At 71.9% G+C, this 23,012-nt stretch carries 26 protein-coding genes; 14 read left to right on the top strand and 12 right to left on the bottom strand.

The window, feature by feature from the left end; all coding sequences use genetic code 11:
• Positions 1–241 precede the first annotated feature (241 nt).
• Together ACZ303_RS31240 and ypfJ are read right to left on the bottom strand one after the other, a co-directional pair.
• The gene (locus ACZ303_RS31240) at positions 242–649 is read right to left on the bottom strand and encodes a VOC family protein (protein WP_467343859.1); all 408 of its coding nucleotides are present in this window, start codon (positions 647–649) and stop codon (positions 242–244) included.
• A 71-nt stretch (positions 650–720) separates the two neighbouring features.
• The gene (ypfJ, locus tag ACZ303_RS31245; protein ID WP_467343860.1) at positions 721–1,608 is read right to left on the bottom strand and encodes a KPN_02809 family neutral zinc metallopeptidase; all 888 of its coding nucleotides are present in this window, start codon (positions 1,606–1,608) and stop codon (positions 721–723) included.
• Positions 1,609–1,848: 240 nt separating this feature from the next.
• On the opposite strand from ypfJ, the gene ACZ303_RS31250 reads away from it, so the two are divergent.
• From ACZ303_RS31250 to ACZ303_RS31260, 3 genes are all read left to right on the top strand, one after another.
• Positions 1,849–3,447: an ABC-F family ATP-binding cassette domain-containing protein gene (locus ACZ303_RS31250; RefSeq protein ID WP_467343861.1), complete on the top strand. Its 1,599-nt coding sequence runs from the start codon at positions 1,849–1,851 to the stop codon at positions 3,445–3,447.
• A 345-nt stretch (positions 3,448–3,792) separates the two neighbouring features.
• Positions 3,793–4,014: a helix-turn-helix domain-containing protein gene (locus ACZ303_RS31255; protein WP_181143599.1), complete on the top strand. Its 222-nt coding sequence runs from the start codon at positions 3,793–3,795 to the stop codon at positions 4,012–4,014.
• Positions 4,015–4,140: 126 nt separating this feature from the next.
• Positions 4,141–4,932 (top strand): enoyl-CoA hydratase/isomerase family protein, encoded by a 792-nt coding sequence (locus tag ACZ303_RS31260; protein ID WP_467343862.1) that lies wholly within the window; start codon positions 4,141–4,143, stop codon positions 4,930–4,932.
• A gap of 46 nt (positions 4,933–4,978) precedes the next feature.
• Here ACZ303_RS31260 and ACZ303_RS31265 read toward each other — a convergent pair whose 3' ends face one another.
• Genes ACZ303_RS31265 through ACZ303_RS31275 form a run of 3 tightly spaced genes read right to left on the bottom strand, consistent with a single transcriptional unit; the run spans position 4,979 to position 7,314 of the window.
• Positions 4,979–5,743 (bottom strand): hypothetical protein, encoded by a 765-nt coding sequence (locus ACZ303_RS31265; protein ID WP_467343863.1) that lies wholly within the window; start codon positions 5,741–5,743, stop codon positions 4,979–4,981.
• Between the two features lie 48 nt (positions 5,744–5,791).
• Complete coding sequence (locus ACZ303_RS31270; protein WP_467343864.1) at positions 5,792–6,601, bottom strand: hypothetical protein; 810 nt, start codon at positions 6,599–6,601, stop codon at positions 5,792–5,794.
• Positions 6,602–6,645: 44 nt separating this feature from the next.
• On the bottom strand, positions 6,646–7,314 hold the full coding sequence (locus ACZ303_RS31275) for a hypothetical protein (protein ID WP_467343865.1): 669 nt from the start codon (positions 7,312–7,314) through the stop codon (positions 6,646–6,648).
• A 202-nt stretch (positions 7,315–7,516) separates the two neighbouring features.
• Between ACZ303_RS31275 and ACZ303_RS31280 the strand changes: the two genes are divergently transcribed.
• The 5 genes from ACZ303_RS31280 to amaP are packed head-to-tail and all read left to right on the top strand — an operon-like array spanning position 7,517 to position 9,742.
• Positions 7,517–7,939 (top strand): Asp23/Gls24 family envelope stress response protein, encoded by a 423-nt coding sequence (locus ACZ303_RS31280; protein WP_467343866.1) that lies wholly within the window; start codon positions 7,517–7,519, stop codon positions 7,937–7,939.
• 10 nt (positions 7,940–7,949) lie between these two features.
• Positions 7,950–8,141, top strand: a complete 192-nt coding sequence (locus ACZ303_RS31285) for a hypothetical protein (RefSeq protein ID WP_467343867.1) — start codon at positions 7,950–7,952, stop codon at positions 8,139–8,141.
• Positions 8,142–8,167: 26 nt separating this feature from the next.
• Positions 8,168–8,509, top strand: coding sequence for an Asp23/Gls24 family envelope stress response protein (locus tag ACZ303_RS31290; RefSeq protein ID WP_467343913.1), 342 nt, complete (start codon positions 8,168–8,170; stop codon positions 8,507–8,509).
• The gene (locus tag ACZ303_RS31295; RefSeq protein ID WP_467343868.1) at positions 8,506–9,138 is read left to right on the top strand and encodes a DUF6286 domain-containing protein; all 633 of its coding nucleotides are present in this window, start codon (positions 8,506–8,508) and stop codon (positions 9,136–9,138) included. Before ACZ303_RS31290 ends, ACZ303_RS31295 begins: the two co-directional genes overlap by 4 nt.
• A 7-nt stretch (positions 9,139–9,145) precedes the next feature.
• Complete coding sequence (gene amaP / locus ACZ303_RS31300) at positions 9,146–9,742, top strand: alkaline shock response membrane anchor protein AmaP (RefSeq protein ID WP_467343869.1); 597 nt, start codon at positions 9,146–9,148, stop codon at positions 9,740–9,742.
• A gap of 15 nt (positions 9,743–9,757) precedes the next feature.
• On the opposite strand, the gene ACZ303_RS31305 is transcribed toward amaP, so the two are convergent.
• From ACZ303_RS31305 to ACZ303_RS31315, 3 genes are read right to left on the bottom strand one after another with little or no spacing between them, the layout of a single operon-like run.
• On the bottom strand, positions 9,758–11,542 hold the full coding sequence (locus ACZ303_RS31305; protein ID WP_467343870.1) for a glycoside hydrolase family 15 protein: 1,785 nt from the start codon (positions 11,540–11,542) through the stop codon (positions 9,758–9,760).
• A 29-nt stretch (positions 11,543–11,571) separates the two neighbouring features.
• Entirely contained in the window at positions 11,572–12,405 is an 834-nt protein-coding gene (locus tag ACZ303_RS31310; RefSeq protein WP_467343871.1) for an SURF1 family cytochrome oxidase biogenesis protein, read from the bottom strand.
• Between the two features lie 53 nt (positions 12,406–12,458).
• The gene (locus ACZ303_RS31315) at positions 12,459–13,469 is read right to left on the bottom strand and encodes a DEDDh family exonuclease (protein ID WP_467343872.1); all 1,011 of its coding nucleotides are present in this window, start codon (positions 13,467–13,469) and stop codon (positions 12,459–12,461) included.
• A 406-nt stretch (positions 13,470–13,875) separates the two neighbouring features.
• Between ACZ303_RS31315 and ACZ303_RS31320 the strand changes: the two genes are divergently transcribed.
• Positions 13,876–14,763: a sterol desaturase family protein gene (locus ACZ303_RS31320; RefSeq protein WP_467343873.1), complete on the top strand. Its 888-nt coding sequence runs from the start codon at positions 13,876–13,878 to the stop codon at positions 14,761–14,763.
• A complete protein-coding gene (locus ACZ303_RS31325) occupies positions 14,697–15,473 on the top strand; it encodes a lysoplasmalogenase (protein ID WP_467343874.1) in 777 nt (258 codons plus the stop codon). Before ACZ303_RS31320 ends, ACZ303_RS31325 begins: the two co-directional genes overlap by 67 nt.
• Here the strand turns inward: ACZ303_RS31325 and ACZ303_RS31330 are convergent.
• Positions 15,434–16,981 (bottom strand): S8 family peptidase, encoded by a 1,548-nt coding sequence (locus tag ACZ303_RS31330; protein WP_467343875.1) that lies wholly within the window; start codon positions 16,979–16,981, stop codon positions 15,434–15,436. The genes ACZ303_RS31325 and ACZ303_RS31330 overlap by 40 nt on opposite strands.
• A gap of 549 nt (positions 16,982–17,530) precedes the next feature.
• On the opposite strand from ACZ303_RS31330, the gene ACZ303_RS31335 reads away from it, so the two are divergent.
• From ACZ303_RS31335 to moaA, 3 genes are all read left to right on the top strand, one after another.
• A complete protein-coding gene (locus ACZ303_RS31335) occupies positions 17,531–17,911 on the top strand; it encodes a DUF485 domain-containing protein (protein WP_467343876.1) in 381 nt (126 codons plus the stop codon).
• Positions 17,908–19,551 (top strand): solute symporter family protein, encoded by a 1,644-nt coding sequence (locus tag ACZ303_RS31340; RefSeq protein WP_467343877.1) that lies wholly within the window; start codon positions 17,908–17,910, stop codon positions 19,549–19,551. Before ACZ303_RS31335 ends, ACZ303_RS31340 begins: the two co-directional genes overlap by 4 nt.
• A gap of 127 nt (positions 19,552–19,678) precedes the next feature.
• A complete protein-coding gene (gene moaA, locus ACZ303_RS31345; protein ID WP_467343878.1) occupies positions 19,679–20,668 on the top strand; it encodes a GTP 3',8-cyclase MoaA in 990 nt (329 codons plus the stop codon).
• A gap of 22 nt (positions 20,669–20,690) precedes the next feature.
• On the opposite strand, the gene ACZ303_RS31350 is transcribed toward moaA, so the two are convergent.
• A complete protein-coding gene (locus tag ACZ303_RS31350; RefSeq protein ID WP_467343879.1) occupies positions 20,691–21,473 on the bottom strand; it encodes a LysR family transcriptional regulator substrate-binding protein in 783 nt (260 codons plus the stop codon).
• Positions 21,474–21,531: 58 nt separating this feature from the next.
• Between ACZ303_RS31350 and ACZ303_RS31355 the strand changes: the two genes are divergently transcribed.
• Positions 21,532–21,936 (top strand): DUF5997 family protein, encoded by a 405-nt coding sequence (locus ACZ303_RS31355; RefSeq protein WP_467343880.1) that lies wholly within the window; start codon positions 21,532–21,534, stop codon positions 21,934–21,936.
• 26 nt (positions 21,937–21,962) lie between these two features.
• Here ACZ303_RS31355 and ACZ303_RS31360 read toward each other — a convergent pair whose 3' ends face one another.
• Positions 21,963–22,187, bottom strand: coding sequence for a hypothetical protein (locus ACZ303_RS31360; protein WP_467343881.1), 225 nt, complete (start codon positions 22,185–22,187; stop codon positions 21,963–21,965).
• 228 nt (positions 22,188–22,415) lie between these two features.
• A complete protein-coding gene (locus ACZ303_RS31365) occupies positions 22,416–22,802 on the bottom strand; it encodes a DUF3099 domain-containing protein (RefSeq protein WP_467343914.1) in 387 nt (128 codons plus the stop codon).
• Positions 22,803–23,012 lie beyond the last annotated feature (210 nt).

Below are 23,012 nucleotides of genomic sequence, written 5' to 3' on the forward strand. Positions count from 1 at the left end.
GGGGGGGGGGCGGGGGGGGGGGGGGGGGGGGGCCCCCCCCCCCCCCCCCCCCCCCCCCCACCCCCGCAGGCCCGACCCCGACCAGCCACAAGCCCCGCGCAGCGGACACGGCCCCGCGCAGCGGACACGGCCCCGCGCAGCGGACACGGCCCCGCGCAGCGGACACCGCAGCGGACCCCGCCCCGCGCAGCGGAAACCGCACCCGCACGAGGGCAAACAGAGGAACCCAGAACCGCGAAGCTCACCCCGTAGGGACATACGTGCCGAAGCTCCAGACGTTGCCCTCCGTGTCCCGCGCCATGTAATCCCGCGAGCCGTACTCCTGGTCCGTCGGAGGCGTGAGGATCTCCATGCCGGCCGCCAAGGCCCGCCCGTGGTGGGCGTCGACGTCCTCGACGACGACGTACACCCCGACCGGGCCGCTCTCGCGCATCGCCTCGGCGAAGACCCCGACCCGGCCCTTCGAACCGAGCATCACCGTGCCGTTGCCGTAGGAGAGTTCGGCGTGCAGGACCGTGCCGTCCTCGCCCTCGTACAGGGCGGTCTGGGTGAAGCCGAACGCCTCGGTCAGCTGCTTGATCGCCCCCTTGGCGTCGCGGTACAGCAGCGTCGGGTAGAAGCGCGGTGTCTCCGGCCGGATGCCTGCCATGACGGTCACTCCTTTGGATCGCGGTCCGGGGGGGAAGGGCTCAAGATCAGAGGCCAGGGCCAGGCGCGACGTCAGCGGAACGTGTCGCAGCGCGTCAGGTCGCCCGTGGTGTAGCCGGTGGTGAACCACTGCTGTCGCTGCGCGGCCGAGCCGTGCGTCCAGCTCTCCGGGGTGACCCGGCCCTGGAAGCGCTCCTGGATCCGGTCGTCGCCGACGGCGGCGGCCGCGGACAGGCCGTCGTCGATGTCCGCCCGCGTCAGCCGCTCGATCAGCGGCCGTCCGGTGGACTTCTCGGGGGTGGTGGTGGCGTGCTCGGCCCAGACCCCGGCGTAGCAGTCGGCCTGGAGCTCGACCTTGACGGAGTTGCTCTCCGCGCCGGTCAGCCGGTCCTGGGAGCGGCCGAGGGTGCCCATGAGGTTCTGGATGTGGTGTCCGTACTCGTGGGCGACGACATACGCCTGGGCGAAGGGCCCGCCGCTCGCCCCGAACTTGCTCCGCAGGTCGTCGAAGAACCCCAGGTCCAGATAGACCTTCCGGTCTCCGGGGCAGTAGAAGGGGCCGACGGCGGACGTCGCCGAGCCGCAGGCGGTGTCGACCCGGCCGGTGAAGAAGACGGTGGAGGCCGGCGTGTAGGTGCGGGAGCGGCGGGCGAATTCCTGGGTCCAGAAGGACTGGGCGCTGTTGACCACGGCGACGATCCGGCAGTCCTCCTTGGTGTTGGCGTCCCGGCCGGTGCGGCAGTGCTGGGAGACCTGAGCGTCCGAGGAGGACGTCGTCGTGGGGGCCGGACCGGAACTGAGCCCGAGCTCCTGGGGGCCGATGCCGAAGAACAGCCCGAGCACCAGGGCGACCAGGCCGACGATCCCGCCACCGATGGTCATTCCGCCGCCGGGAATGCCGCCACCACGGGCGTCCTGCACCTGGGAGGTGTCCAGCTCCGCGTCGTCGTCGAACTGCATACCCCACCGCCTTCCCCTCCCGAGTATCGGCGACCCCTCCGGCCGCCGCCCCCGGAAATCGGCTTGCGCTCCACCGTTAGACTGGTCCGTATGGCATTCCTCCTCGTGCATTAGACGGCGTCGGCCCTCCGGCGCCCCCGCCCCCTCGTAGGCCCAGGTCAGGCCATTACGGGGCGTGCCCGCGCGCCGCTGTGTTCACCCCTGTCCCCACCGCCGTCCCACCGCCCAGGAGTAATTCCCGTGATCACCGCCTCCGGCATCGAGCTGCGCGCCGGCGCCCGCGTCCTCATCGAGTCGGCCTCCTTCCGCATCGCCAAGGGCGACCGCGTCGGCCTCGTCGGCCGCAACGGCGCCGGCAAGACCACCCTCACCAAGTGCCTCGCCGGTCAGGGCATGCCCGCCGGGGGCACCATCACCCGCTCCGGTGAGGTCGGCTACCTCCCGCAGGACCCGCGCACCGGCGACCTCGACGTCCTCGCCCGCGACCGCATCCTCTCCGCCCGCGACCTCGACTCCGTCCTGCGCAAGATGCGGGAGAACGAGGAGCGCATGGCGAACGGCAAGGGCGCCACGCGCGAGAAGGCGATGAAGAAGTACGAGCGCCTGGAGACGGAGTTCCTGACCAAGGGCGGTTACGCCGCCGAGGCGGAGGCCGCGACCATCGCCGCCAGCCTCGGACTGCCCGACCGGATCCTCGGCCAGCCCCTGCACACCCTCTCCGGCGGTCAGCGCCGCCGCGTCGAGCTGGCCCGGATCCTCTTCTCGGACGCCGACATCCTGCTCCTGGACGAACCGACCAACCACCTCGACGCCGACTCGATCGCCTGGCTGCGGGACTACCTGAAGACCTACCGCGGCGGCTTCATCGTGATCTCCCACGACGTCGACCTCGTCGAGACCGTTGTCAACAAGGTCTTCTACCTGGACGCGAACCGCTCGCAGATCGACGTCTACAACATGGGCTGGAAGCTCTACCAGCAGCAGCGCGAGGCCGACGAGAAGCGCCGCAAGCGCGAGCGGCAGAACGCCGAGAAGAAGGCCGCCGCGCTGAACTCGCAGGCCGACAAGATGCGCGCCAAGGCGACCAAGACCGTCGCCGCGCAGAACATGGCCAAGCGCGCCGAGCGGCTGCTCTCGGGCCTGGAGGCGGTGCGCGCCTCCGACAAGGTCGCCAAGCTCCGCTTCCCGGAGCCCGCGCCCTGCGGCAAGACCCCGCTGACGGCCGAGGGCCTGTCGAAGTCCTACGGCTCGCTGGAGATCTTCACCGACGTCGACCTGGCCATCGACAAGGGCTCACGCGTGGTCATCCTCGGCCTCAACGGCGCGGGCAAGACCACGCTGCTGCGGCTGCTCGCCGGCGCCGAGAAGCCCGACACCGGCCAGGTCACCCCCGGCCACGGCCTCAAGCTCGGCTATTACGCCCAGGAGCACGAGACCCTCGACCCGGACCGCACGGTGCTGGAGAACATGCGTTCTTCCGCGCCCGACCTCGACCTCGTCGAGGTCCGCAAGACGCTGGGCTCCTTCCTCTTCTCCGGCGACGACGTCGACAAGCCCGCCGGTGTGCTCTCCGGCGGCGAGAAGACCCGGCTGGCCCTGGCCACCCTGGTCGTCTCCTCCGCCAACGTCCTCCTGCTGGACGAGCCCACCAACAACCTCGACCCGGCCAGCCGCGAGGAGATCCTGGGCGCGCTGCGCACCTACAAGGGCGCCGTGGTGCTGGTGACGCACGACGAGGGCGCCGTCGACGCGCTGGAGCCGGAGCGCATCATCCTGCTCCCGGACGGCGTCGAGGACCTGTGGGGCCCGGACTACGCGGACCTGGTCGCCCTCGCCTGACGGGTGCGTGATCAGTACCGTCCCGATCATTCGGCCGATGGGTGATCCATCATCTGAGTGAGTAGGGCTCGTACCCCACTGCCACCCCTCGCTCCGGCGCACGCCCCGTGCCATGCGCCGGGGCGTTCGTACCGAGAAGCCCCGGTGCCCCGCCTGACCTGCCGGTTCACCCGGCCACCCGTACGGCCGTACGAGCCGAACTCTTCGGAATTGCCTGTTCCAAGCCCTGCCGGCGCCGGAAATCGGCGAAACCTCATCCCATCGACCTTGTCGAATGGGTGGCCAGGAGGCCGTGTAGGGGTGATCATGAGAGACAAGAGGCGCATCTCCCATGAGGAGGCACGGGTGGCCGAGACTCTGAAGAAGGGCAGCCGGGTAACCGGCGCCGCGCGCGAAAAGCTCGCGGCAGACCTGAAAAGGAAGTACGACTCCGGTGCGAGCATCAGGGCGCTGGCCGAAGAGACCGGTCGCTCCTATGGCTTCGTACACCGGATGCTCAGCGAATCCGGCGTGATCCTCCGTGGTCGCGGCGGAGCGACGCGCGGCAAGAAGGCCGCCTCGGCCTGACGCCACGCACCCAAGGGCACCGTCGGTTATGGGCAGTGCCACCCGGTCGGTCGAGCAGGCGACCGGGTGGTTACTGTGCAGTAGTCAGCAAGCGACTGCAGCCGGTACCAGCCGATCGGAGCCCCGATGACCGCCCTCAAGACCCTGCTCGACCAGGACGGCGTACAGCTCACCGTGGATGACGCGGTGGCCACCGTCTCCCTCACCAACCCCGCCAAGCGCAACGCTCAGTCGCCCGCGCTGTGGCGGGCGCTGGCCGAGGCCGGGCGGCTGCTGCCGGGCAGCGTGCAGGTCGTGCTGCTGCGTGGCGAGGGCAAGTCCTTCTCCGCGGGACTCGACCGGCAGGCGTTCACCCCCGAGGGTTTCGAGGGCGAGCCGTCCTTCATCGACCTGGCGCGTGGCACGGACGAGGCCCTCGACGCCGAGATCGCCACGTACCAGGAGGCGTTCACCTGGTGGCGCCGCAATGACATCGTCTCCATCGCCGCCGTACAGGGCCATGCGATAGGCGCGGGCTTCCAGCTCGCCCTCGCCTGCGACCTGCGCGTCTGCGCGGAGGACGCGCAGTTCGCCATGCGCGAGACCAGCCTGGGCCTGGTTCCCGACCTCACCGGCACGCACCCCCTGGTGTCGCTCGTCGGCTACGCCCGCGCCCTGGAGATCTGTGCCACGGGCCGCTTCGTCCAGGCCCGCGAGGCCGAGCGCACGGGCCTCGCCAACCTCGTCGTACCGGCCGCGGAGCTCGACGCCGCCGTACAGGACCTGGCCGCCGCCCTGCTCGCCGCCCCGCGCGACGCCGTCATCGAGACCAAGGCGCTGCTGCGCGAGGCCGCGGGCCGGACGTTCGACGCCCAGCGCACCGCCGAACGCGCCGCGCAGGCACGCCGGCTGCGGGACCTGGCCGGGCTCGGCGAGTGACCCCCGGCGGGGGCCGTCCCGTACGGCCCCCGCGCGGCCCCGCCGCTCAGCCCCGCACGCGGACGCCGTAGCGGGTGCGCAGCACGTGCAGCTCCCAGACGGAGACGGCCGTGACGGACAGCGGTCCCCCGAGGAAAGCGGCCAACTGCACGAGCAATGGCCCGTTCGGCAGCCCGTCGCCGAGCTGGACCATGTTGAGCACCCATACGAGCACGGCGGTGAGGACGGCGGGCAGAGCGGCGTGGACGTCGGCCGTGTTGAAGGCGTAGCGGGCGGCGGCGCCGGAGGAGAAGACGAGGAAGGAAGCCGCCCAGATCGTGAACGGCACGCCCATGACGAAGATGGCCAGGGAGATCACCGCCTGGATGACGAAGACCCCCTGGAGGGCCTTGAGCAGCAGGGCCAGGACCGCGAATGCGGCGATCGTGCCGAGCGGTATGCCCAGGTACCAGCCGATGGCCTTGAGCGGGTAGCGCAGCCGGGAGCGCAGCGCGGGGCGGTGCTGCGGCGGCGCGTACCAGATGAAGCCGGCGATGACGAGCGGGCCGACGACTATCAGCACCAGCGGTGCCATGAACAGCTTGGTGAAGCCGTCCTCGAAGACGGCGCTCCAGCCGCCGTCGACCCCGTAGGTCGCGATCAGCAGGAATGTGGTGATGGCGCCGGTGATGGCCCGTGCCTTCTGGACGCGGCCGATGACCGGGTCGGTGACCCGGCCGGGGCTGGGAGCGGCGAAGATGCCGGTGGCGCGGTTGCGGGCGTTGCTTATGAGGCCCAGGCAGCCTGCGCTGCCCAGTTCTGCCAGTGACATGACACGTTCTCCCCGTTGAAGATCTTCGCGCGGAAGCTTAACCGGGCCTTATTCCGCGGTGTGACCGGTGCGGGGACCGCGGACGCGCACGCCGTAGCGGGTGCGCAGGAAGTACAGCTCCCAGGCGGAGACGGCGGTGACGGAGAGGGGACCGCCGAGGAGGGCGGCGATCTTTATGGAGAGGGGGCCGTTGGGGAGGCCGTCACCCATCGAGAGGAGGTTGAGCGTCCAGACGCAGATGACCGTGAAGACCGCGGGCAGCATGGGGTGGACGTGGCCGGTGTTGAACGCGTGTCGCGCGACGGCGCCGGAGGCGAAGAACATGAAGGTGACCAGCCAGAGGAGCGCCGCGAACAGGACGATCCTCAGCGCGATGCCGAGAAGCCAGCCCTTGATGCCGCCGACGGTGCGGGTGGAGAAGCTCCCCACCTCCAGTAGCGCTGTGAAGCAGCCGTACGCCGCCAGGGCGCCCAGGACCCAAAGGACGACGGCCTTCAGCGGATAGCCCAGGCGGGAGCGGAGCAGCGGGCGTTTCTCCCGGGGCGCGTACCAGATGAAGCCGACCAGTACGAGCGGTCCGGCCGCCAGCAGGACCACCGGCGCGAGGAAGAGCTTGCTGACGCCGTCTTTGAAGGCGGCGCTCCAGCCGCCGTCCACGCCGTACGTCCAGAGCATGAAGAAGGTCGCCACCGCGCCGAGGACTGCCCGGAGGACCTGGACGGCCGTGATGGCTTCGTCCTCGATGCGCTCGGTGGGGCTGGTGACGGCGAAGCGGGCCAGTGCGTGGGCGCTGGTCCAAAAGGCTCCCGCGCACCCGCCGTTGTCCTCCGTCTGTCCAGCCTGTCGGCCGTCTGCCACGAGGCCCCTCCCCGGGGACCTGCTGGTGCGTCCCGCTGTCTTGATCAGGTAGACGGGGATTCTATCGTTGTGACCATGACAGCCACCGTGGACGGTGGGCGTGTGACCTGCAACGATGCCGCACGTACGGCTCGGGCCACGTCCAGCGCGCGGCGCTCCGCCGTGACGGTGATGTCCACCTGGACGTGGTCACCCCGGGCCCGCGAGGTCGCGTGGGAGACACCCGGCACGGAGCGGGCCGCCCGGACGAGGGGGTCCTGGTCGGTCGGCGGAGGAGGGGCGGGGGCCTTCTTCTCCGGTTCGCCGCGGAGTGGCCTGGCTTCCAGCAGTTCCGTCAGGCGGAGGTCGGTCGACTCGACCAGCAGGCCCAGTCTCTCCGCGGCGGTGTGCCTCAGCACCGCCCGCAGCCGGGCCGCCGTCTCCAGGAACGGGACGTCTGCCGTCGTCGCCACGTCCGCCTCGATGCGGAGCGGGCCCGGCGGGAGCGCGCTCGGGGGCGGCGGCACCGCCGGCGGGGAGGTCGCCTCGACGAGGGCGATGCGCACCGCTTCCAGGCGCACCGCCGGAAGCGCGGCGTGCGCCGCCCGGCGCAACACGGCCGTGGCCGCCGACTCCGTGATCCAGGCGCCGTCCTCCGCGCCGCCCAGCGGCAGCAGCCTGCCGAGCGCGAGTTGCCGTCGTACGGTCTGTGCCCACTGGTCCGCGGCCACCACGGTCACCCCTCTACCGGTGCGGGGCAGGCGTTCGCCGCCCCTCCCCTTCAGCCTGCCCCGACCGGCGTGTTCCGGACGGCGGCTCACCCGGACGGCGGCCCGCTCCGGCCGCATCCCCCGAGCGGCCCGGGCGAAGCCCGCCTAAGGTGACAAAAGGAGCCGTAGACGTTTTTTCCTCCTCCTGGGAAAGAGGCGATCGACGATGACCGACACCGCGCATAAGGAGCCCCTGTCCACGCCCGCCGACCGCGGCCGGACCACCATCGCCGACGGCGTCGTGGAGAAGATCGCCGGGCTGGCGGCGCGTGACGTCGTCGGCGTGCACGCCATGGGCGGCGGTCTCGCCCGCACGTTCGGTGCCGTACGGGACCGGGTGCCCGGTGGGACCAAGGCCGTCGCCCGCGGGGTGAAGGCGGAGGTCGGTGAGGTCCAGACCGCGCTCGATCTGGAGATCGTCGTGGAATACGGGGTCGCGATCGCGGATGTCGCCCGCTCGGTGCGGGAAAACGTCATCTCGGCGGTGGAACGCATGACGAGCCTGGAGGTCGTCGAGGTCAACATCGCCGTCAGCGATGTGAAGCTGCCGGACGAGGAAGAGGACGAGCCGGAGCAGAGGCTCCAGTAGGGAGCGCACGATGAGCATGGCCGTGGTCGGCATGATCGCCGGCATGGTGCTCGCATTCGCCGGGTATTTCGGCGGGTTCGGAGCCTTTTTGCTGGTGGCGGCCCTGGGCGCGATCGGGTTCGTGGCAGGCCGCTTCCTGGACGGGGACCTCGACCCGGGTGAGTTCTTCCGCACGCGGGAGCGCGACGGACGGCGGCGATGAGGCGAGGGGGGCGGTGAGGGGCCGTGGTGGAACCGGCTGAGCGCGGTGCGACCCGGATCGCCGACCGCGTCGTCGCCAAGATCGCTTCCCAGGCGGCCCGGGAGGCGCTGAGCGACGTGCCCGCCGGGCACGCCGGGCACTCCGCTCCGTACGCGACGGTGGTGGTGCACGACGACTCGGCGCGCGTACGGGTCTCCGTGGAGCTCGGCTATCCGTCGGACATCGGCGCCGGCTGCGCCGCCGTGCGGCGGCGGATCGTGGAGCGCGTCGGGACGCTGGCAGGCATGGACGTACCGGAGGTGGCGGTCACGGTGGAGCGGCTGCACCCGGCGCGGACGCGGGCCACGAGCCGGGAGAGGGTGCGATGAGCGGCTCCGGGACCGACACCGGCCCACCGGTGCTCGACAAGGACGCGCCGGAACCGCCGCCCGCCGCCGGGGCCGAGGTCGGCACCGGCCGCGCCGGGCGGTTCTGGTCCGCGCGGCGGCTGCCCGCCCTGCTCGTCTCCGCCGCGGTGCTCGGCGGCGCCGGGATCCTCCTCTACGACGTGGCGGCCGTCCGGGCGCACCGGCCCGCGATGAGCTGGCGCCGTCGGCTCGCCCACGAGCTGGCCGCCCGGCCCCTGGACGACGCCTGGATCGGCGCGGGCGCCGCGGCCGCCGTGCTCGTCGGCCTGTGGCTGATCGCGCTCGCCCTCACCCCCGGCCTGCGGCGCCTGCTGCCGATGCGGCGCGAGAGCCCGGACGTCCGCGCCGGCCTGGAGCGCAGGACGGCCGCGCTGGTGCTCCGGGACCGGGCGATGGAGGTCTCCGGCGTGCAGTCCGTACGGGTCGAGGCCGGGCGCCGCCGCATCAGGGTCCGGGCGCGGTCGCACTTCCGTGACCTGGACGACGTACGGGCGGATCTGGACTCCGTACTGGCCGAGGGCGTAGGACAGTTGGGGCTGGCGCGGCGCCCGGCGCTGTCGGTGTCCGTGCGCCGTCCGGCGAAGAGGTGAGGGCGCGATGCTGAGGACGGTCAACCGGGTCCTGGTCGGGCTGGCCGGGGTGGTGCTGGTGGCGCTGGGCGCCGCCGTGCTGATCGGCTCCCTGGACCTCCAGCGGCGGTGGAGCTTCACCCTGCCCTCCGGCTGGCCCTTCGACGGGCCGCACGACGTGCTGCTCAGCCGCGCCGACCGGCGCAAGTGGCGCGGCGAGGACTGGTGGTGGCCGACGGTGATCGCGGCGCTCGCGGGCTTGGTGCTGCTGGCCCTGTGGTGGCTGCTGGCGCAGCTGCGGACGCGTCGGCTGCGCGAGGTGCTCGTCGACACCGGGGACGGCGAGTCGGCCTCCGTGCGGGGGCGGGCGATGGAGTCCGCGCTGGCCGCCGAGGCGGAGTCCCTGGACGGCGTCGACCGGGCGCTGGTCGCGCTGCGGGGGCGGCGCACCGCGCCGGAGACCCGGATCGTGCTGGCCCTCGCCCCGCACGCCGCGCCCGCCTCGGCCCTGCGCCGGCTGGACGCCGAGGCCCTCGCGCACGCCCGCGCCTCGGCGGGCGTGGAGCGGCTCCCCGCCGAGGTGCGGCTCGGCGCGGTGCGGCACCGCGCCGAGCGGGTGGGCTGAGGCCGACGGCCGGCGTCAGTGCGCCTTTTCCGGGTCGAGCAGGGCGAAGGCGGTGCCCACCAGGCCGATGTGGCTGAACGCCTGGGGGAAGTTGCCCAGTTGCCGCTGGGCCACCGTGTCGTACTCCTCCGACAGCAGGCCGACGTCGTTGCGCAAGGACAGCAGGCGCTCGAAGAGCTCCCCCGCCTCCTTGGCGCGGCCGGTCATCCGCAGGGCGTCGGCCAGCCAGAACGAGCACACCACGAAGACACCCTCGTGGCCGGGCAGCCCGTCGACGTGGCCGTCGTCGAGGGTGTAGCGGCGCACGAGCCCGCGGTGGGTGAGCTCGTCGCGGACGGCGTCCACGGTGCCCACGACGCGCGGGTCGTCGGGGGGCAGGAAACCCACGCGGGGGATGAGGAGGGTGGCCGCGTCCAGTTCGGTCGAGCCGTAGGACTGGGTGAAGGTGCCCCGGGCGGCGTCGTAGCCGCGTTCGCACACCTCCTGGTGGACCTCGTCCCTTATGGCCCGCCAGGTGTCGATCTCGCCCTCCAGCTCGGGATCGGCCTCCAACGCGCGGATCGCGCGGTCGGCGGCCACCCAGGCCATCACCTTGGAGTGGACGAAGTGGCGGCGCGGTCCGCGGATCTCCCAGATGCCCTCGTCGGGCTCGCGCCAGTGCTCCTTGATGAACTCCATGAGGCAGCGCTGGAGCCGCCAGGCGTGCGGCTTGGAGCCGAGCCCGCCCTCGCGCGCGACGTGGAAGGAGTCCATGACCTCGCCGTAGACGTCGAGCTGCAACTGCTTGACGGCGCTGTTGCCGATGCGGACGGGGGCGGAGCGTTCGTAGCCCGCGAGCCAGGGCAGTTCGATCTCGGGCAGCCGGCGTTCGCCCGCCAGCCCGTACATGATCTGGAGGTCGGCGGGGTTGCCGGCGACCGCGCGCAGCAGCCAGTCGCGCCAGGCGCCGGCTTCCTCGACATAGCCGGCGGAGAGCAGGGCGCCGAGGGTGAGGGTGGAATCGCGCAGCCAGCAGTAGCGGTAGTCCCAGTTGCGGACGCCGCCGATCTCCTCGGGCAGGGAGGTGGTGGGCGCGGCGACGATGCCGCCGGTGGGGGCGTAGGTGAGCGCCTTGAGGGTGATCAGCGAGCGCACGACGGCCTCGCGGTGCGGGCCGTCGTAGGTGCAGCGGGCGGCCCAGGCGCGCCAGTCCTCCAGGCTGTGGCGCAGCGATTCGCGCGGGTCGACGAGCCGGGGGCGCGGGTGGTGCGAGGGGTGCCAGGTCAGGACGAAGGAGACCTGTTCGCCGGTGGAGACGGTGAACTTCGAGCGGGTGCTGAAGCCGTGCCCGTAGGTGCGGACGGGCGGTTCGCTGCGCAGCCAGACCGAGTCGGGGCCGGCGACGGCGACACGGTGGCCGTCGGTGCGGCGGACCCAGGGGATGACGCTGCCGTAGTCGAAGCGCAGCCGGAGCACGCCGAGCATGTCGACAGAGCCGGAGACGCCCTCGACGATGCGGACGACATCGGGGGCGGTGTCGCGCTGCGGCATGAAGTCGGTGACCTTGACGGTGCCGCTGTCCGTCTCCCAGACGGTCTCCAGGACGAGGGAGTCCGTCAGATAGGAGCGCCGGGTGCAGTCCCCGGCACCTTCGGGGGCGATCCGCCAGTGCCCGTTGTCCTCGTCGCCCATGAGCGCGGCGAAGCAGGCCGGGGAGTCGAACCGGGGCAGACAGAGCCAGTCGATCGAACCGTCCCGGCCGACGAGGGCGGCGGTCTGGAGATCGCCGATGAGCGCGTAGTCCTCGATGAGTGGTGCCACGCGGAGCGTCTTCCCAGCAGGTGCGGGGGCTACTCCGGCGCGGCCGCTGTCCGGGCGACGTTCTCGTGCGCCGGCGCGTCGGGTGTGTCGGCCTCCGCGGCCCTGGCCGCCTTCGCCGCTTCGGCGGCCCGGTCGCGGCGCTCGCGGCGGACCAGGATGACCCAGCCGACGGGCACGAACGCGGCGAACAGCCACCACTGGACGGCATAGGCCATGTGCGGGCCGATGCTGCTGTGGTCCGGGGCGGGTACGAGCTCGGGGCCGCTGTCGCCGGGCTCGGGGCCGGTGAGTTCGAGGTAGCCGCCGAGGACGGGGCGGTTCAGGGACTTCGCCTGCCGCTCGCTGTCGATCCGCATGACCTGACGGGGCGGCAGGCCGGCGGTGTCCTTGATGCCGCTGGCGTCGGTCTCGTCGGCGCGCAGCCGGCCGGTGACGGTGACCTTGCCGGACGGCGGCGCGGGGATCTTCGGGAACTTCGTCAGCTCGCCGTCGGCGGGGATCCAGCCGCGGTTGACCAGGACGGCCCGGCCGTCGGCCAGCAGCAGCGGGGTGAGGACCCAGCGGCCCGACTTGCCGTCGGCGCTGGTCCGCATCCGGACGATGACCTCGTCCTTGGTGTCGTACGTACCGCTGGCGGTGACCCGGCGCCAGATGTCGTCGGGTGCCACGGCCCGGCCGGGCGCCGTCAGCTCGGTGACGGGCACGGGGTCGGCGGCCAGGCTGTGGGCCACCAGGTCGTTGCGCGCGACCCGGTGTTCATGGCGGTGGAGCTGCCAGAAACCCAGTTTGATCATCACCGGGATGAGGGCGAGCCCCACGAGCGTGAGGATCACCCACTGCCGGGACAACAGGAAGCGGTACACGCATTTGACGGTACCTGGCGTGGTTCGCCCCCCTGCCATCGGGTGGCGCGGCTTCAGCCGCCGGTGGCGCCGCGGCCGTCGCGCTGCGCCGGGATCACATGCTGGAGCAGCTGCATGAAGGCGGCCTCGTCGATCACCGGGGTGCCGAAGGAGCGGGCCTTGCTGGTCTTGGAGGTGGGGGAGTCGGGGTCATTGGTGACCAGGAGGCTGGTGAGCCGCGACACGCTGGTGGCGATGTGCAGGCCCGCGTCGATGGCACGGTCCTCCAGCAGCTCGCGGTCGACGGAGGTGTCACCGGAGAACGCCACCCGCATGCCCTGAATGAGCTGTTCGCCCGCTTTGTACCGACCGGGGTTGGGGTACGGGCAGGCGGGGCGCTTCCGGCTGGGCCGCCAGGTCGCCGCACGGTAGGACGGCTGATAGCCGACGGAGGCCGAACGCGTCGCCGAGGGCCCGTCGGACCACTCCGTCAGCGGTTGGCACGCCAGCAGCGGCAGCCGCAGCCCCGCCTCGGCGGCCAGGTGCAGGCTGGGCCGGAACGCCTCCGCGAGCACCCGGGCGTCGTCCAGCGCGTGGTGGGCGCGCTGCTGCACGACGCCGTAGTGCGCGGCCAGCGACTCCAGCTTGTGGTTGGGCAGCGGCAGGCGCAGCTCCTTGGAGAGCGCGATGGTGCACAGCCGCTGGCGCACCGGCGCGGTCACGCTCGCGCGCGCGTACTCACGGGCGAGCATCGACCAGTCGAAGGCGGCGTTGTGCGCGACGAGGACCCGGCCGTCGAGCCGCTCGGCCAGCTCGCCGGCGATCTCCGGGAAGAGCGGCGCGTCGGCGAGGACTTCGGTGGTGAGGCCGTGGATCCACACCGGACCGGGATCGCGCTGGGGGTTGACCAGGGTGTACCACTGGTCCTGCACCCGGCCGCGGGCGTCCAGCTGATAGACAGCGGCCGACACTATCCGGTCGTCGCGGGCGAGCCCGGTGGTCTCCACGTCGACGACCGCGTATCCCTCGGGATACGCGGCCGGCCACGGGGTCGGCGATGCGGCGGCGGCACGGTCTTCGAGCATGGTCACAGAGAATACGGGCCCCCACTGACAGCGCGGTTCCCGGCCGTGCCCGTAACGAGGGGTCAGGGCGGGCGCGGGCCGGGCCGGTGGGCGGCTCGCCGGACGTGATCCGCGCCACTTCCACGCATCCGTCGGCGGGTCCGGAGGAGAGCCGGCCGCTCGTGGGCGCGTGTGTGGTCCTCCACACCAGCCGGGCCCGGCCACGCACTCGCCGCGCCCCCCGACACCGCGGACACCCCGATCACCCGGAAGATGGACACCGGTCCACACCGCGCACCCGTCTGCCGGAACGCCCACCCTCGGCACAGCGGGAGGGGCGGTCTCCCGAACTCCCGGTAACGCCATACGGTACCCGGCGGTAACCCACCCCTAGCGGCACACCCGCCGACGCGCTTATGGTGCCGCCATGCCGCACCTTCCCGACGTCGTGCTGTGGTCCATACCCGCCTTCCTCCTGCTCACCGCGGTGGAGTTGGTGAGCTACCGGCTGCGCCCCGCCGAGGAGAGCGGGGCGGCCGGCTACGAGACCAAGGACGCGGCGACGAGCATCGGCATGGGGCTGGGCAGTCTCGTCTTCGACACCCTGTGGAAGATCCCGATCGTCGCCGTCTACACCGCCGTCTACGAGCTCACACCCCTGCGGGTGCCCGTCCTGTGGTGGACGCTGCCGCTGATGCTCCTGGCGCAGGACTTCTTCTACTACTGGTCGCACCGCGGCCACCACGTCATCAGGATCCTGTGGGCCTGCCACGTGGTGCACCACTCCAGCCGGAAGTTCAACCTCACCACCGCCCTCCGCCAGCCGTGGACGTCGTTGACGGTGTGGCCGTTCTACGTGCCGATGATCGCGGCCGGTGTGCACCCGGCGGCCGTGGCCTTCTGCTCCTCGGTCAACCTCGTCTACCAGTTCTGGGTCCACACCGAGCGGGTCGGGAAGCTGCCCAGACCGTTCGAGTACGTCCTGAACACCGCCTCCCACCACCGCGTCCACCACGCCTCGCAGGGCGGCTACCTGGACCGCAACTTCGGCGGCATCCTCATCGTCTGGGACCGGCTCTTCGGCTCGTTCGTCCCCGAGCGGGAGCGCCCTGTCTACGGCCTGACGAAGAACATCGACACCTACAACCCGCTGCGCGTGGCCACCCACGAATACGCGGCCATCCTGCGCGACCTGCGGGCCGCCCGGAGCTGGCGGGAGCGGGCCGGGCGGGTCTTCCGCGGGCCAGGATGGCAGCCGGCACCGCCACCGGCCGGTACGCGCGTGGAGGTCGCCGCCCACGAGCGGGCCGCGTGAGACGGCCCGGGGCGGCGCTCGCCGCCTTCGCCGTCGTCGCGACCGCCCACCTCTGCGCACTGCTCGCGGGCTCGACGCCCGTCGCCACGGCCACCAAGCCCGCGCTGATGCCGCTCCTCGCCGCGTACACCCTCGCCCGCGGCGGGCCCCGGCTGCTCGCCGTCGCGCTGTTGCTGGGCTGCGGAGGCGACACCCTCCTGCAAGTGGGCGGGGAGACGGCCTTCCTGCTGGGCATGGGGTCGTTCGCCGCCGGGCACGTCTGCTATCTGCTGCTCTGCGCCCGGCTCGGCACGGCCGGCGGCCGGCGCACGTACGGGCTCGCCGTCGTGTACGCGGCCGGCTGGCTCGGCACGGTGGCGCTGCTGTGGGCCGACCTGGAGGCGGGGCTGCGGGTGCCGGTCGCGCTCTACAGCCTGCTGCTGACCGCGATGGCGCTCGGCGCGAGCCGCGCCGGGGTGCGGACCGGCGCGGGCGGGCTGCTGTTCCTGGTGTCGGACACGCTCATCGCGAGCGGCATCGCCGACTGGCCGCAGGCGCCCCTGCCCCAGTTCTGGATCATGCTGACCTACCTGGCCGCCCAATTCCTGCTCGCGACCGGGCTGCTGCGGTGCGGCCGGACGACGGAAGGGGCCGGGCCGCGCCGGCCCGGCCCCCCTCGGTCCCCGGGACGTCAGTTCTGGACCGCGTCCAGGGCGTCGACGATGCCGTAACCGTAGAAGTTGTTCACGTGCTTGGTGCCGGTGCAGGTCGCGTCGACCTTGCCGTCACCGTCCGGGTCGTACGGGGTGGTCCCGCAGCCGGGGTTGTCCGCCTGGGCCTTGAGGAGCCACTGGATCTCCTGCGGGCTGGCCTTGGGGTGCGTGCTCTTCAGCAGCGCCGCCACACCCGCGACGTGCGGACCGGCCATCGAGGTGCCCTGGAGGTAGGCCCAGTCGCCGCCGGGCATCGTGGAGAGGATGCGGCCGTCCTTGGCGGGCAGCTCGGGCACCTGGTACTTGTCGCCGCCGGGCGCCGCCACGTCGATCACGTTCGAACCGTAGTTGGAGTAGAACGACTTCAGCGACTTCGGGCCGGTGGCCGAGACGGTGACGACGCCGGGGAGCTGCGCCGGGACGTCCAGGCACTTGGCCGGGTCGATCTTGCGCGAGCCCGGGGTGGTGTCGTTCGGGCTGGAGGCGTCGGTGATCTCCTTGGCCGCCAGGTCGAACGCGGAGTTGCCGGCGGAGGCGACGTTGACGATGCCCTTGTCCTGCGCGTACTTCGAGGCGCGGCCGACGGACTCGGCTATCGCCTTCTGGTCGGGGTCGTCGGCGCAGTTGAACAGCCACGGGTCGACGTAGTAGCTGTTGTTCGTCACCGCTATGCCGTGGTCGGCGGCGAAGACGAAGGCGCAGACGACGCTCTCGGCGTAGAAGAAGCTGTCCTTGGCCGTGGAGACCTTGATGCCGGAGACCTTCACGTTCGGCGCGACACCGGCCACACCGACGCCGTTGCGGGCCGCGGCTATGGTGCCGGCGACGTGCGTGCCGTGGTAGTCCGTCTCCCCGTTGAACGGACGCCAGGCGCCGGGCGAGGTGTCGGCCTTGCCGCTGACGCAGCTGGCCGACTGGCTCGCGGAGAAGTTGGGCGCGAGGTCCGGGTGGGTGTCGTCCACGCCCGTGTCGATGACGCCGACGGTGACCTTGCGGCTACCCGGGTTGATCTTCGCCGCCTGGTCCGCCTTGATGGCGGGCAGGTCCCACTGGAGACCCTCCAGGGGCTCCTGGCCGGAGGCGGCCGAGCGCTGCGCGGCGAGGGCGCTGCCCTTGGGCAGCTTCAGCTTCTCGGGCTTGCCGACGTCCGTGGTGGAGGCCGTGGAGATCGGCGCGGTGCGGGTGGCGCCCGCGGACTGCACGCCCGGGACGGCGCGCAGCGTCTTGGCGAACTCCGGGTTCTTCGAGTGGGCGACGATCACGCCTATCCGGTCGTGCGTCGTCACGATGGTGCCGCCGGCCGCGGTCACGGCCTTCTTCACCTTGCCGAGGGTGGCGCGGTCGGTACCGGTGTTGACCACGTACGACAGCAGCGGGCCGTCCGTGGTGACCGGGGCCTTCGCGGCCGTTCCGCTCTGCTGGGCGGCCGTCGCCGCGCCCGGCAGGAAGCCGAGCGAGGCGGTGAGGGCCAGTCCGACCGGGACGGCCAGCAGGGCGTGGCGCCGTCTTGAGCGCAGATGAGCCATGGGTTCTCCACATCATCCGAAAACCGCCGGGCGCAAAGGTGCGCGCGGACGGGTACATGACGAGTGAAGCTAGCGCCGATCACCGACCCGGAGCAATGAATTCCGGAACAAAGTCCGGTGGTGGCCGTCGTGTGCCCGAAAGTGACGGTTCGTCAGATGTGTGGTGCGCCCCCTGACCGGGGGCTTCGTCACGGCGGCAGACCGGCGTCGCGCAACGCCTCAATGCTCAGCGGCTGCAGCGGGACACGGGGTCCGTACCAGCGGCCGGCGCGCGGAATCACGGCCGGCCGCCCGGTCGGCACGGCCGCTATGGGCGCCGTCAACCTGACGATCCCGAACGGTCGTCGACCGGGGGGTGGCGGGGGAGAAGGTGGCGCGTCGCTCACACCAGGTCAACGAGGGCACCGGCGGGCGGTGTCGCCCGCAGGGCGGCTCGTGCGGAATTCGCCCACCGCCCCCCTGTCGCATACTGCGACCTGCCTCTACGATGCGTGATCCGGATCACAAGAAGACGGCTCGCGCCTCCGCACACCCTTGTCAGGAGAGACCGTGGACACCGCACCAACCGCCGCTCAGGGCCCGGACGAACCCGGCTGCCCCGCTCCGCCCGGCGCCTCGGCCGAGCCCGACCGCTTCAGCGAGGTGCACGCGAGCGCCGAATTCGGCGAACTGCGGCGCGCCCAGCGGTCGTTCGCCTTCCCGCTCACCGTTGCCTTTGTCGCCTGGTATCTGCTCTATGTGCTGCTCTCCAACTACGCGGGCGCGTTCATGGACACCGCGGTGGTCGGCAACATCAATGTCGCGTTCGTCCTCGGACTGGGCCAGTTCCTCACCACCTTCCTGATCGCCTGGTGGTACTCCCGGCACGCCGCTGCCAAGCTCGACCCCAAGGCCGAGGCCCTCCGCGCCCGTCTGGAGGCCGGCGAATGACCAGCGCCCTGTCCGCCGTTCCGCTCGGCCACCCGCTCGCCGCCGCCGCGGCCAGCGAGCACCGCACCCTGATCATCACGCTCTTCTCGGTCTTCGTCGCCGCGACCCTCGCCATCACCGTCTGGGCCGGCCGCCAGACCAAGGACGCCACCGACTTCTACGCGGGCGGCCGCTCCTTCACCGGCTTCCAGAACGGCCTCGCCATCTCCGGCGACTACATGTCCGCCGCGTCCTTCCTCGGCATCGCCGGCGCCATCTCCCTCTTCGGCTACGACGGCTTCCTCTACTCCATCGGCTTCCTCGTCGCCTGGCTCGTCGCCCTCCTCCTGGTCGCCGAACCGCTGCGCAACTCCGGCCGCTTCACCATGGCCGACGTCCTCGCCTACCGGCTCAGGCAGCGGCCCGTACGCACCGCCGCGGGCACGTCCACGATCGTCGTCTCGATCTTCTACCTGCTCGCCCAGATGGTCGGCGCGGGCGCGCTCGTCGCCCTGCTGCTCGGCGCCACCGGCGAGGGCTCCCGCCGCTGGATCATCGGGCTGGTCGGCCTGGTGATGGTCCTCTACGTGACCATCGGCGGCATGAAGGGCACCACCTGGGTGCAGATCGTCAAGGCCGTCCTGCTCATCGCGGGCACGCTGCTCATCACGGTCCTGGTGCTCAACAAGTTCAACTGGAACGTCTCCACCCTCCTCGGCGAGGCCGCCAGGGAGAGCGGCAAGGGCAAGGCGTTCCTGGAACCCGGCCTCCAATACGGCAAGGACGGCACCTCCAAGCTGAACTTCATCTCGCTCGGCCTCGCCCTCGTCCTGGGCACCGCCGGACTGCCGCACATCCTCATCCGCTTCTACACCGTGCCCACCGCCAAGGCCGCCCGGAAGTCCGTGAACTGGGCCATCGGCATCATCGGCGCCTTCTATCTGATGACCATCGCCCTCGGCTTCGGCGCCGCGGCCCTCGTCGGCCCCAAGGCGATCACCGCCTCGAACGAGTCCGGCAACACCGCCGCCCCGCTGCTCGCCCAGGAGATCGGCGGCGGCGCCGGATCCACCGGCGGCGCGATCCTCCTCGCCGTGATCTCGGCCGTCGCCTTCGCCACCATCCTCGCGGTGGTCGCGGGCCTCACCCTCGCCTCCTCCGCGTCCTTCGCCCACGACCTGTGGGCCAACGTCATCCGCAAGGGCCGCACCAGCGAGAAGGAGGAGATCCTCACCGCCAAGTGCGCGGCCGTCGTCATCGGCGCGATCTCCATCGTGCTGGGCATCTTCGCCCACCGGCTCAATGCGGCCGCCCTGGTGGCCCTGGCCTTCGCCGTCGCGGCCTCGGCCAACCTCCCGACGATCCTCTACAGCCTCTTCTGGAAGCGCTTCACCACCCAGGGCGCCCTGTGGTCGATCTACGGCGGACTGGGCTCCTCCGTCGCCCTGGTGATCTTCTCGCCGGTCCTCTCCGGCAACCCCAAGGCGCTCTTCCCCGGCATGAGCTTCGACTACTTCCCGCTCGCCAACCCGGGCCTGGTCTCCATCCCGCTCGGCTTCCTCCTCGGCTGGCTGGGGTCGCTGCTGTCCAAGGAGCTGCCCGACACCAAGAAGTACGCGGAGCTGGAGGTCCGTTCGCTCACCGGCTACGGAGCCCACTGACCCACCGCGCACCGGCGGCCCCTCCCGCGTACGCCCCCTTCAACGAACTGTTGAACGTCACAGGCATCGCGTACGCTGCGGAACACCGAACGCACCACCGTTCCAGTCCGCAGGAGGGGCCGCCACCGTGCTCATCGACACCTACGGTCGCGCCGCCACGGACCTGCGCGTCTCCCTGACCGACCGCTGCAACCTCCGCTGCACCTACTGCATGCCGGAAGAGGGCCTGAGCTGGCTCGCCAAGCCCGACCTGCTCACCGACGACGAGATCGTCCGCCTGGTCCGCATAGCCGTCACCGACCTCGGCGTCACCGAGGTCCGCTTCACCGGCGGCGAACCCCTGCTGCGCCCCGGCCTCGTCTCCCTCGTCGAGCGCTGCGCCGCCCTCGTGCCGCGCCCCCGGATGTCCCTCACCACCAACGGCATCGGCCTCGGCCGCACCGCCCGGGCGCTCGCGGACGCCGGCCTCGACCGCGTCAACGTCTCCCTGGACACCCTGCGCCCCGACGTCTTCCGGACGCTCACCCGCCGCAAGCGCCTCCAGGACGTCCTCGACGGCCTCGCCGCCGCCCACGCCGCCGGCCTCACGCCCGTCAAGGTCAACGCCGTCCTGATGCCCGGCCACAACGACGACGAGGCACCCGACCTCCTCGCCTGGGCCGTCGAGAACGGCTACGAGCTGCGCTTCATCGAGCAGATGCCGCTCGACGCCCAGCACGGCTGGAAGCGCGACGGCATGATCACTGCACAGGACATCCTCGCGAGCCTGCGCACCCGCTTCGAGCTGACCCCCGAGGGCGACACCGAGCGCGGCTCCGCCCCCGCCGAGCGCTGGCTCGTCGACGGCGGCCCCGCCCGGGTCGGCGTCATCGCCTCCGTCACCCGCCCGTTCTGCGCCGCCTGCGACCGCACCCGGCTCACCGCCGACGGGCAGGTGCGTACGTGCCTGTTCGCGCGCGAGGAGACCGACCTGCGCGGCGCGCTGCGCTCCGGCGCCCCCGACGAGGAGATCGCCGCCCTGTGGCGGCGGGCCATGTGGGGCAAGAAGGCCGGGTCCGGCCTCGACGACCCGGCGTTCCTCCAGCCGCAGCGCCCGATGTCCGCGATCGGCGGCTAGGGCCCCCCTGCGGCCGTGGCCGCTATCGGCCGCGGGGCTTGCCGCGCTTGGCTCCCTTGGGGCCGCCGGAAGCCTTCCGGGGGCCCTTGCCGGCCGGCTTGCCCCCGGACTTGCCGGCCGCGGGCTTCTGCCGTGCGCCGCCCTTGTCCGGACGCTTGGTCTTCGGCTGGGCCGGGGCGGCGGCCGGGCCGCGGCGCCCCCGCGAGCTGTTGACGGTCCGGCCGCGGACGATCCCGATGAATTCCTCCACCAGGTCGGGTGTGGTCTCCACCTCCGGCCACGACAGCGCGACACGCGACTCGGGGGTGCCCGTCACCGGCCGGTACGTGAGGTCCTTGCGGTGGTGCAGACGGGCGAGCGACTGCGGGACGACCAGGAGCCCCACCCCCGCCGCCACCAGCTCGATGGCGTCCGCCGTCGTGGCGGGACGCTCGTACGCGGGCCGGCCCGGCGGACGCTCCCAGTCGAGGGTGTCGTCGAGGGGATGCAGCAGGATCTCGTCGGCCAGCTCCTCGGCGGAGACCTCCTCGACCGCCGCCACGAGGTGGTCCTTCGGGACCACGACCACCGTCGTCTCGGTGTAGAGGGGGATCGCGCTGAGGTCCGTCCGGTCGACCGGCAGCCGCAGGAAACCGGCGTCGGCACCGCCGGCCCGCAGGACGTCGGGCGCCTCGGCGGGGGTCACCGGGACGAGGGTCAGGGGGACGTCGGGCAGGCGCTCGTTCCAGATCCGCACCCACTTGGTGGGCGTCACTCCAGGGACATACGCGAGCCGGAACGAAGGGGAATCTTCCGAGCCTGTCACTCCGCCAGGTTACCGGTCGTGGTCAGAGGTAGCGCACACGCTCGATACCCTTGACCCCATGACGTCGCACAAAACCACCCAGACCATGAAGCCCGCCACCGCGGCGAAGAAGCTGGGTGTGTACCTCGAGGCCACCCCCGCCGACTTCCAGGAGGGTGTCGTCTCGCGCACCGAGCTGAACGCCCTGCAGGCCGACCCGCCCCAGTGGCTGCAGGAGCTGCGACGCAACGGCCCGCACCCCCGGCCGGTGGTCGCGGCGAAGCTGGGCATCTCCATCGCGGGTCTCGCCCGCGGCGGGGTCACCGAGGCCCTCACCACGGAGCAGATCGACGCCCTGAAGGCGGAGGAGCCCGAGTGGCTGCGCAAGGAGCGCGCCACCCAGGCCGAGGTCCGCAAGGAAGCGGTGCGCATCAAGGAGAAGAAGGCGGAGCGGGCCGGCCAGTCCGGCGACAAGCGTTCCTGACCCTCCGCGCGGCCCGGCCCGGGCGCTCACGGCGCGGACCGGGCCTCCCACTCCTCCAGCGGCACCACGTCCTTGAGGAAGCCCCGCAGATCAAGGAAGTTGGACAGGTGCTCGCGGTGCTCCTCGCACGCGAGCCAGGTCTTGCGGCGCTCGGGGGTGTGCAGCTTCGGGTTGTTCCACGCCAGCACCCACACCGCGGCGGCGCGGCAGCCCTTGGCGGAACAGATCACGGTGGTATCGGGGGAGTTCACACCCCGGACTCTACGACGCGCGTCCCCGGCGGGCCCGTACACACGGCGACGCCGGGCAGCCACGGGGGGAGCCGCCCGGCGTCGGTCTGTCGCTCCGACGGGGGATGCGGAGCGCTTAGGAAGTATGTCACGGGGTGCCCGGCGTGCGGCACTGAATCCACATGATTGATCTGAGGTTTTCTTGAGCTTGGCGCAGTGCCCACGGGTGCGTTCCACCCCTCCGGCGCATCAGCCGTGGTCACGCGCCTGATCGTCGGATACGGGCCGCGAGGCGCCGCGGCCGGATTCCGCCGCTGATTCCGCCAGGTCCTGCTCGGCGGGGGGCGGCAGCATCAGCCGGGTGGGCGCGGGGACGAACGTACCGGGCAGCGAAGGGGCGTTCTCCCGGCCCGCGTTGGCGATCACCACGGCGACATAGGGCAGCAGTGCCCCGAGGACCAGCGTTCCTATGGCCACATAGCGCTCGACGTTCCACAGCACCACGGTCAGCACCACCGACAGGGTGCGGATCAGCATCGAGATGACATACCGGCGCTGGCGGCCGCGTACGTCCTCGGCCAGACCACGACGGGCCCCGGTGATCCTGAAGACCTCCGGCCCGCCCTGCTTCCGCATCACGTTCCACCACCTGATCGCCGCGACGACGCGCCTTTGTCCAGGACGTATCCCACGTTACGCCGGGCCCGGCCCCGCGACGAGACCGGGTCACCCGAAGACCCGCGCTCCGACCTGCGGCTCCGTCGTACATCCGGCGTACGGACCGGTCCGAAGTGCGGCGTAGCGGCGACGGCCCCAGAATGGCGGGGCACGCCATATCGCGCCGCA

This window comes from Streptomyces sp. NPDC023527, from assembly GCF_055560115.1.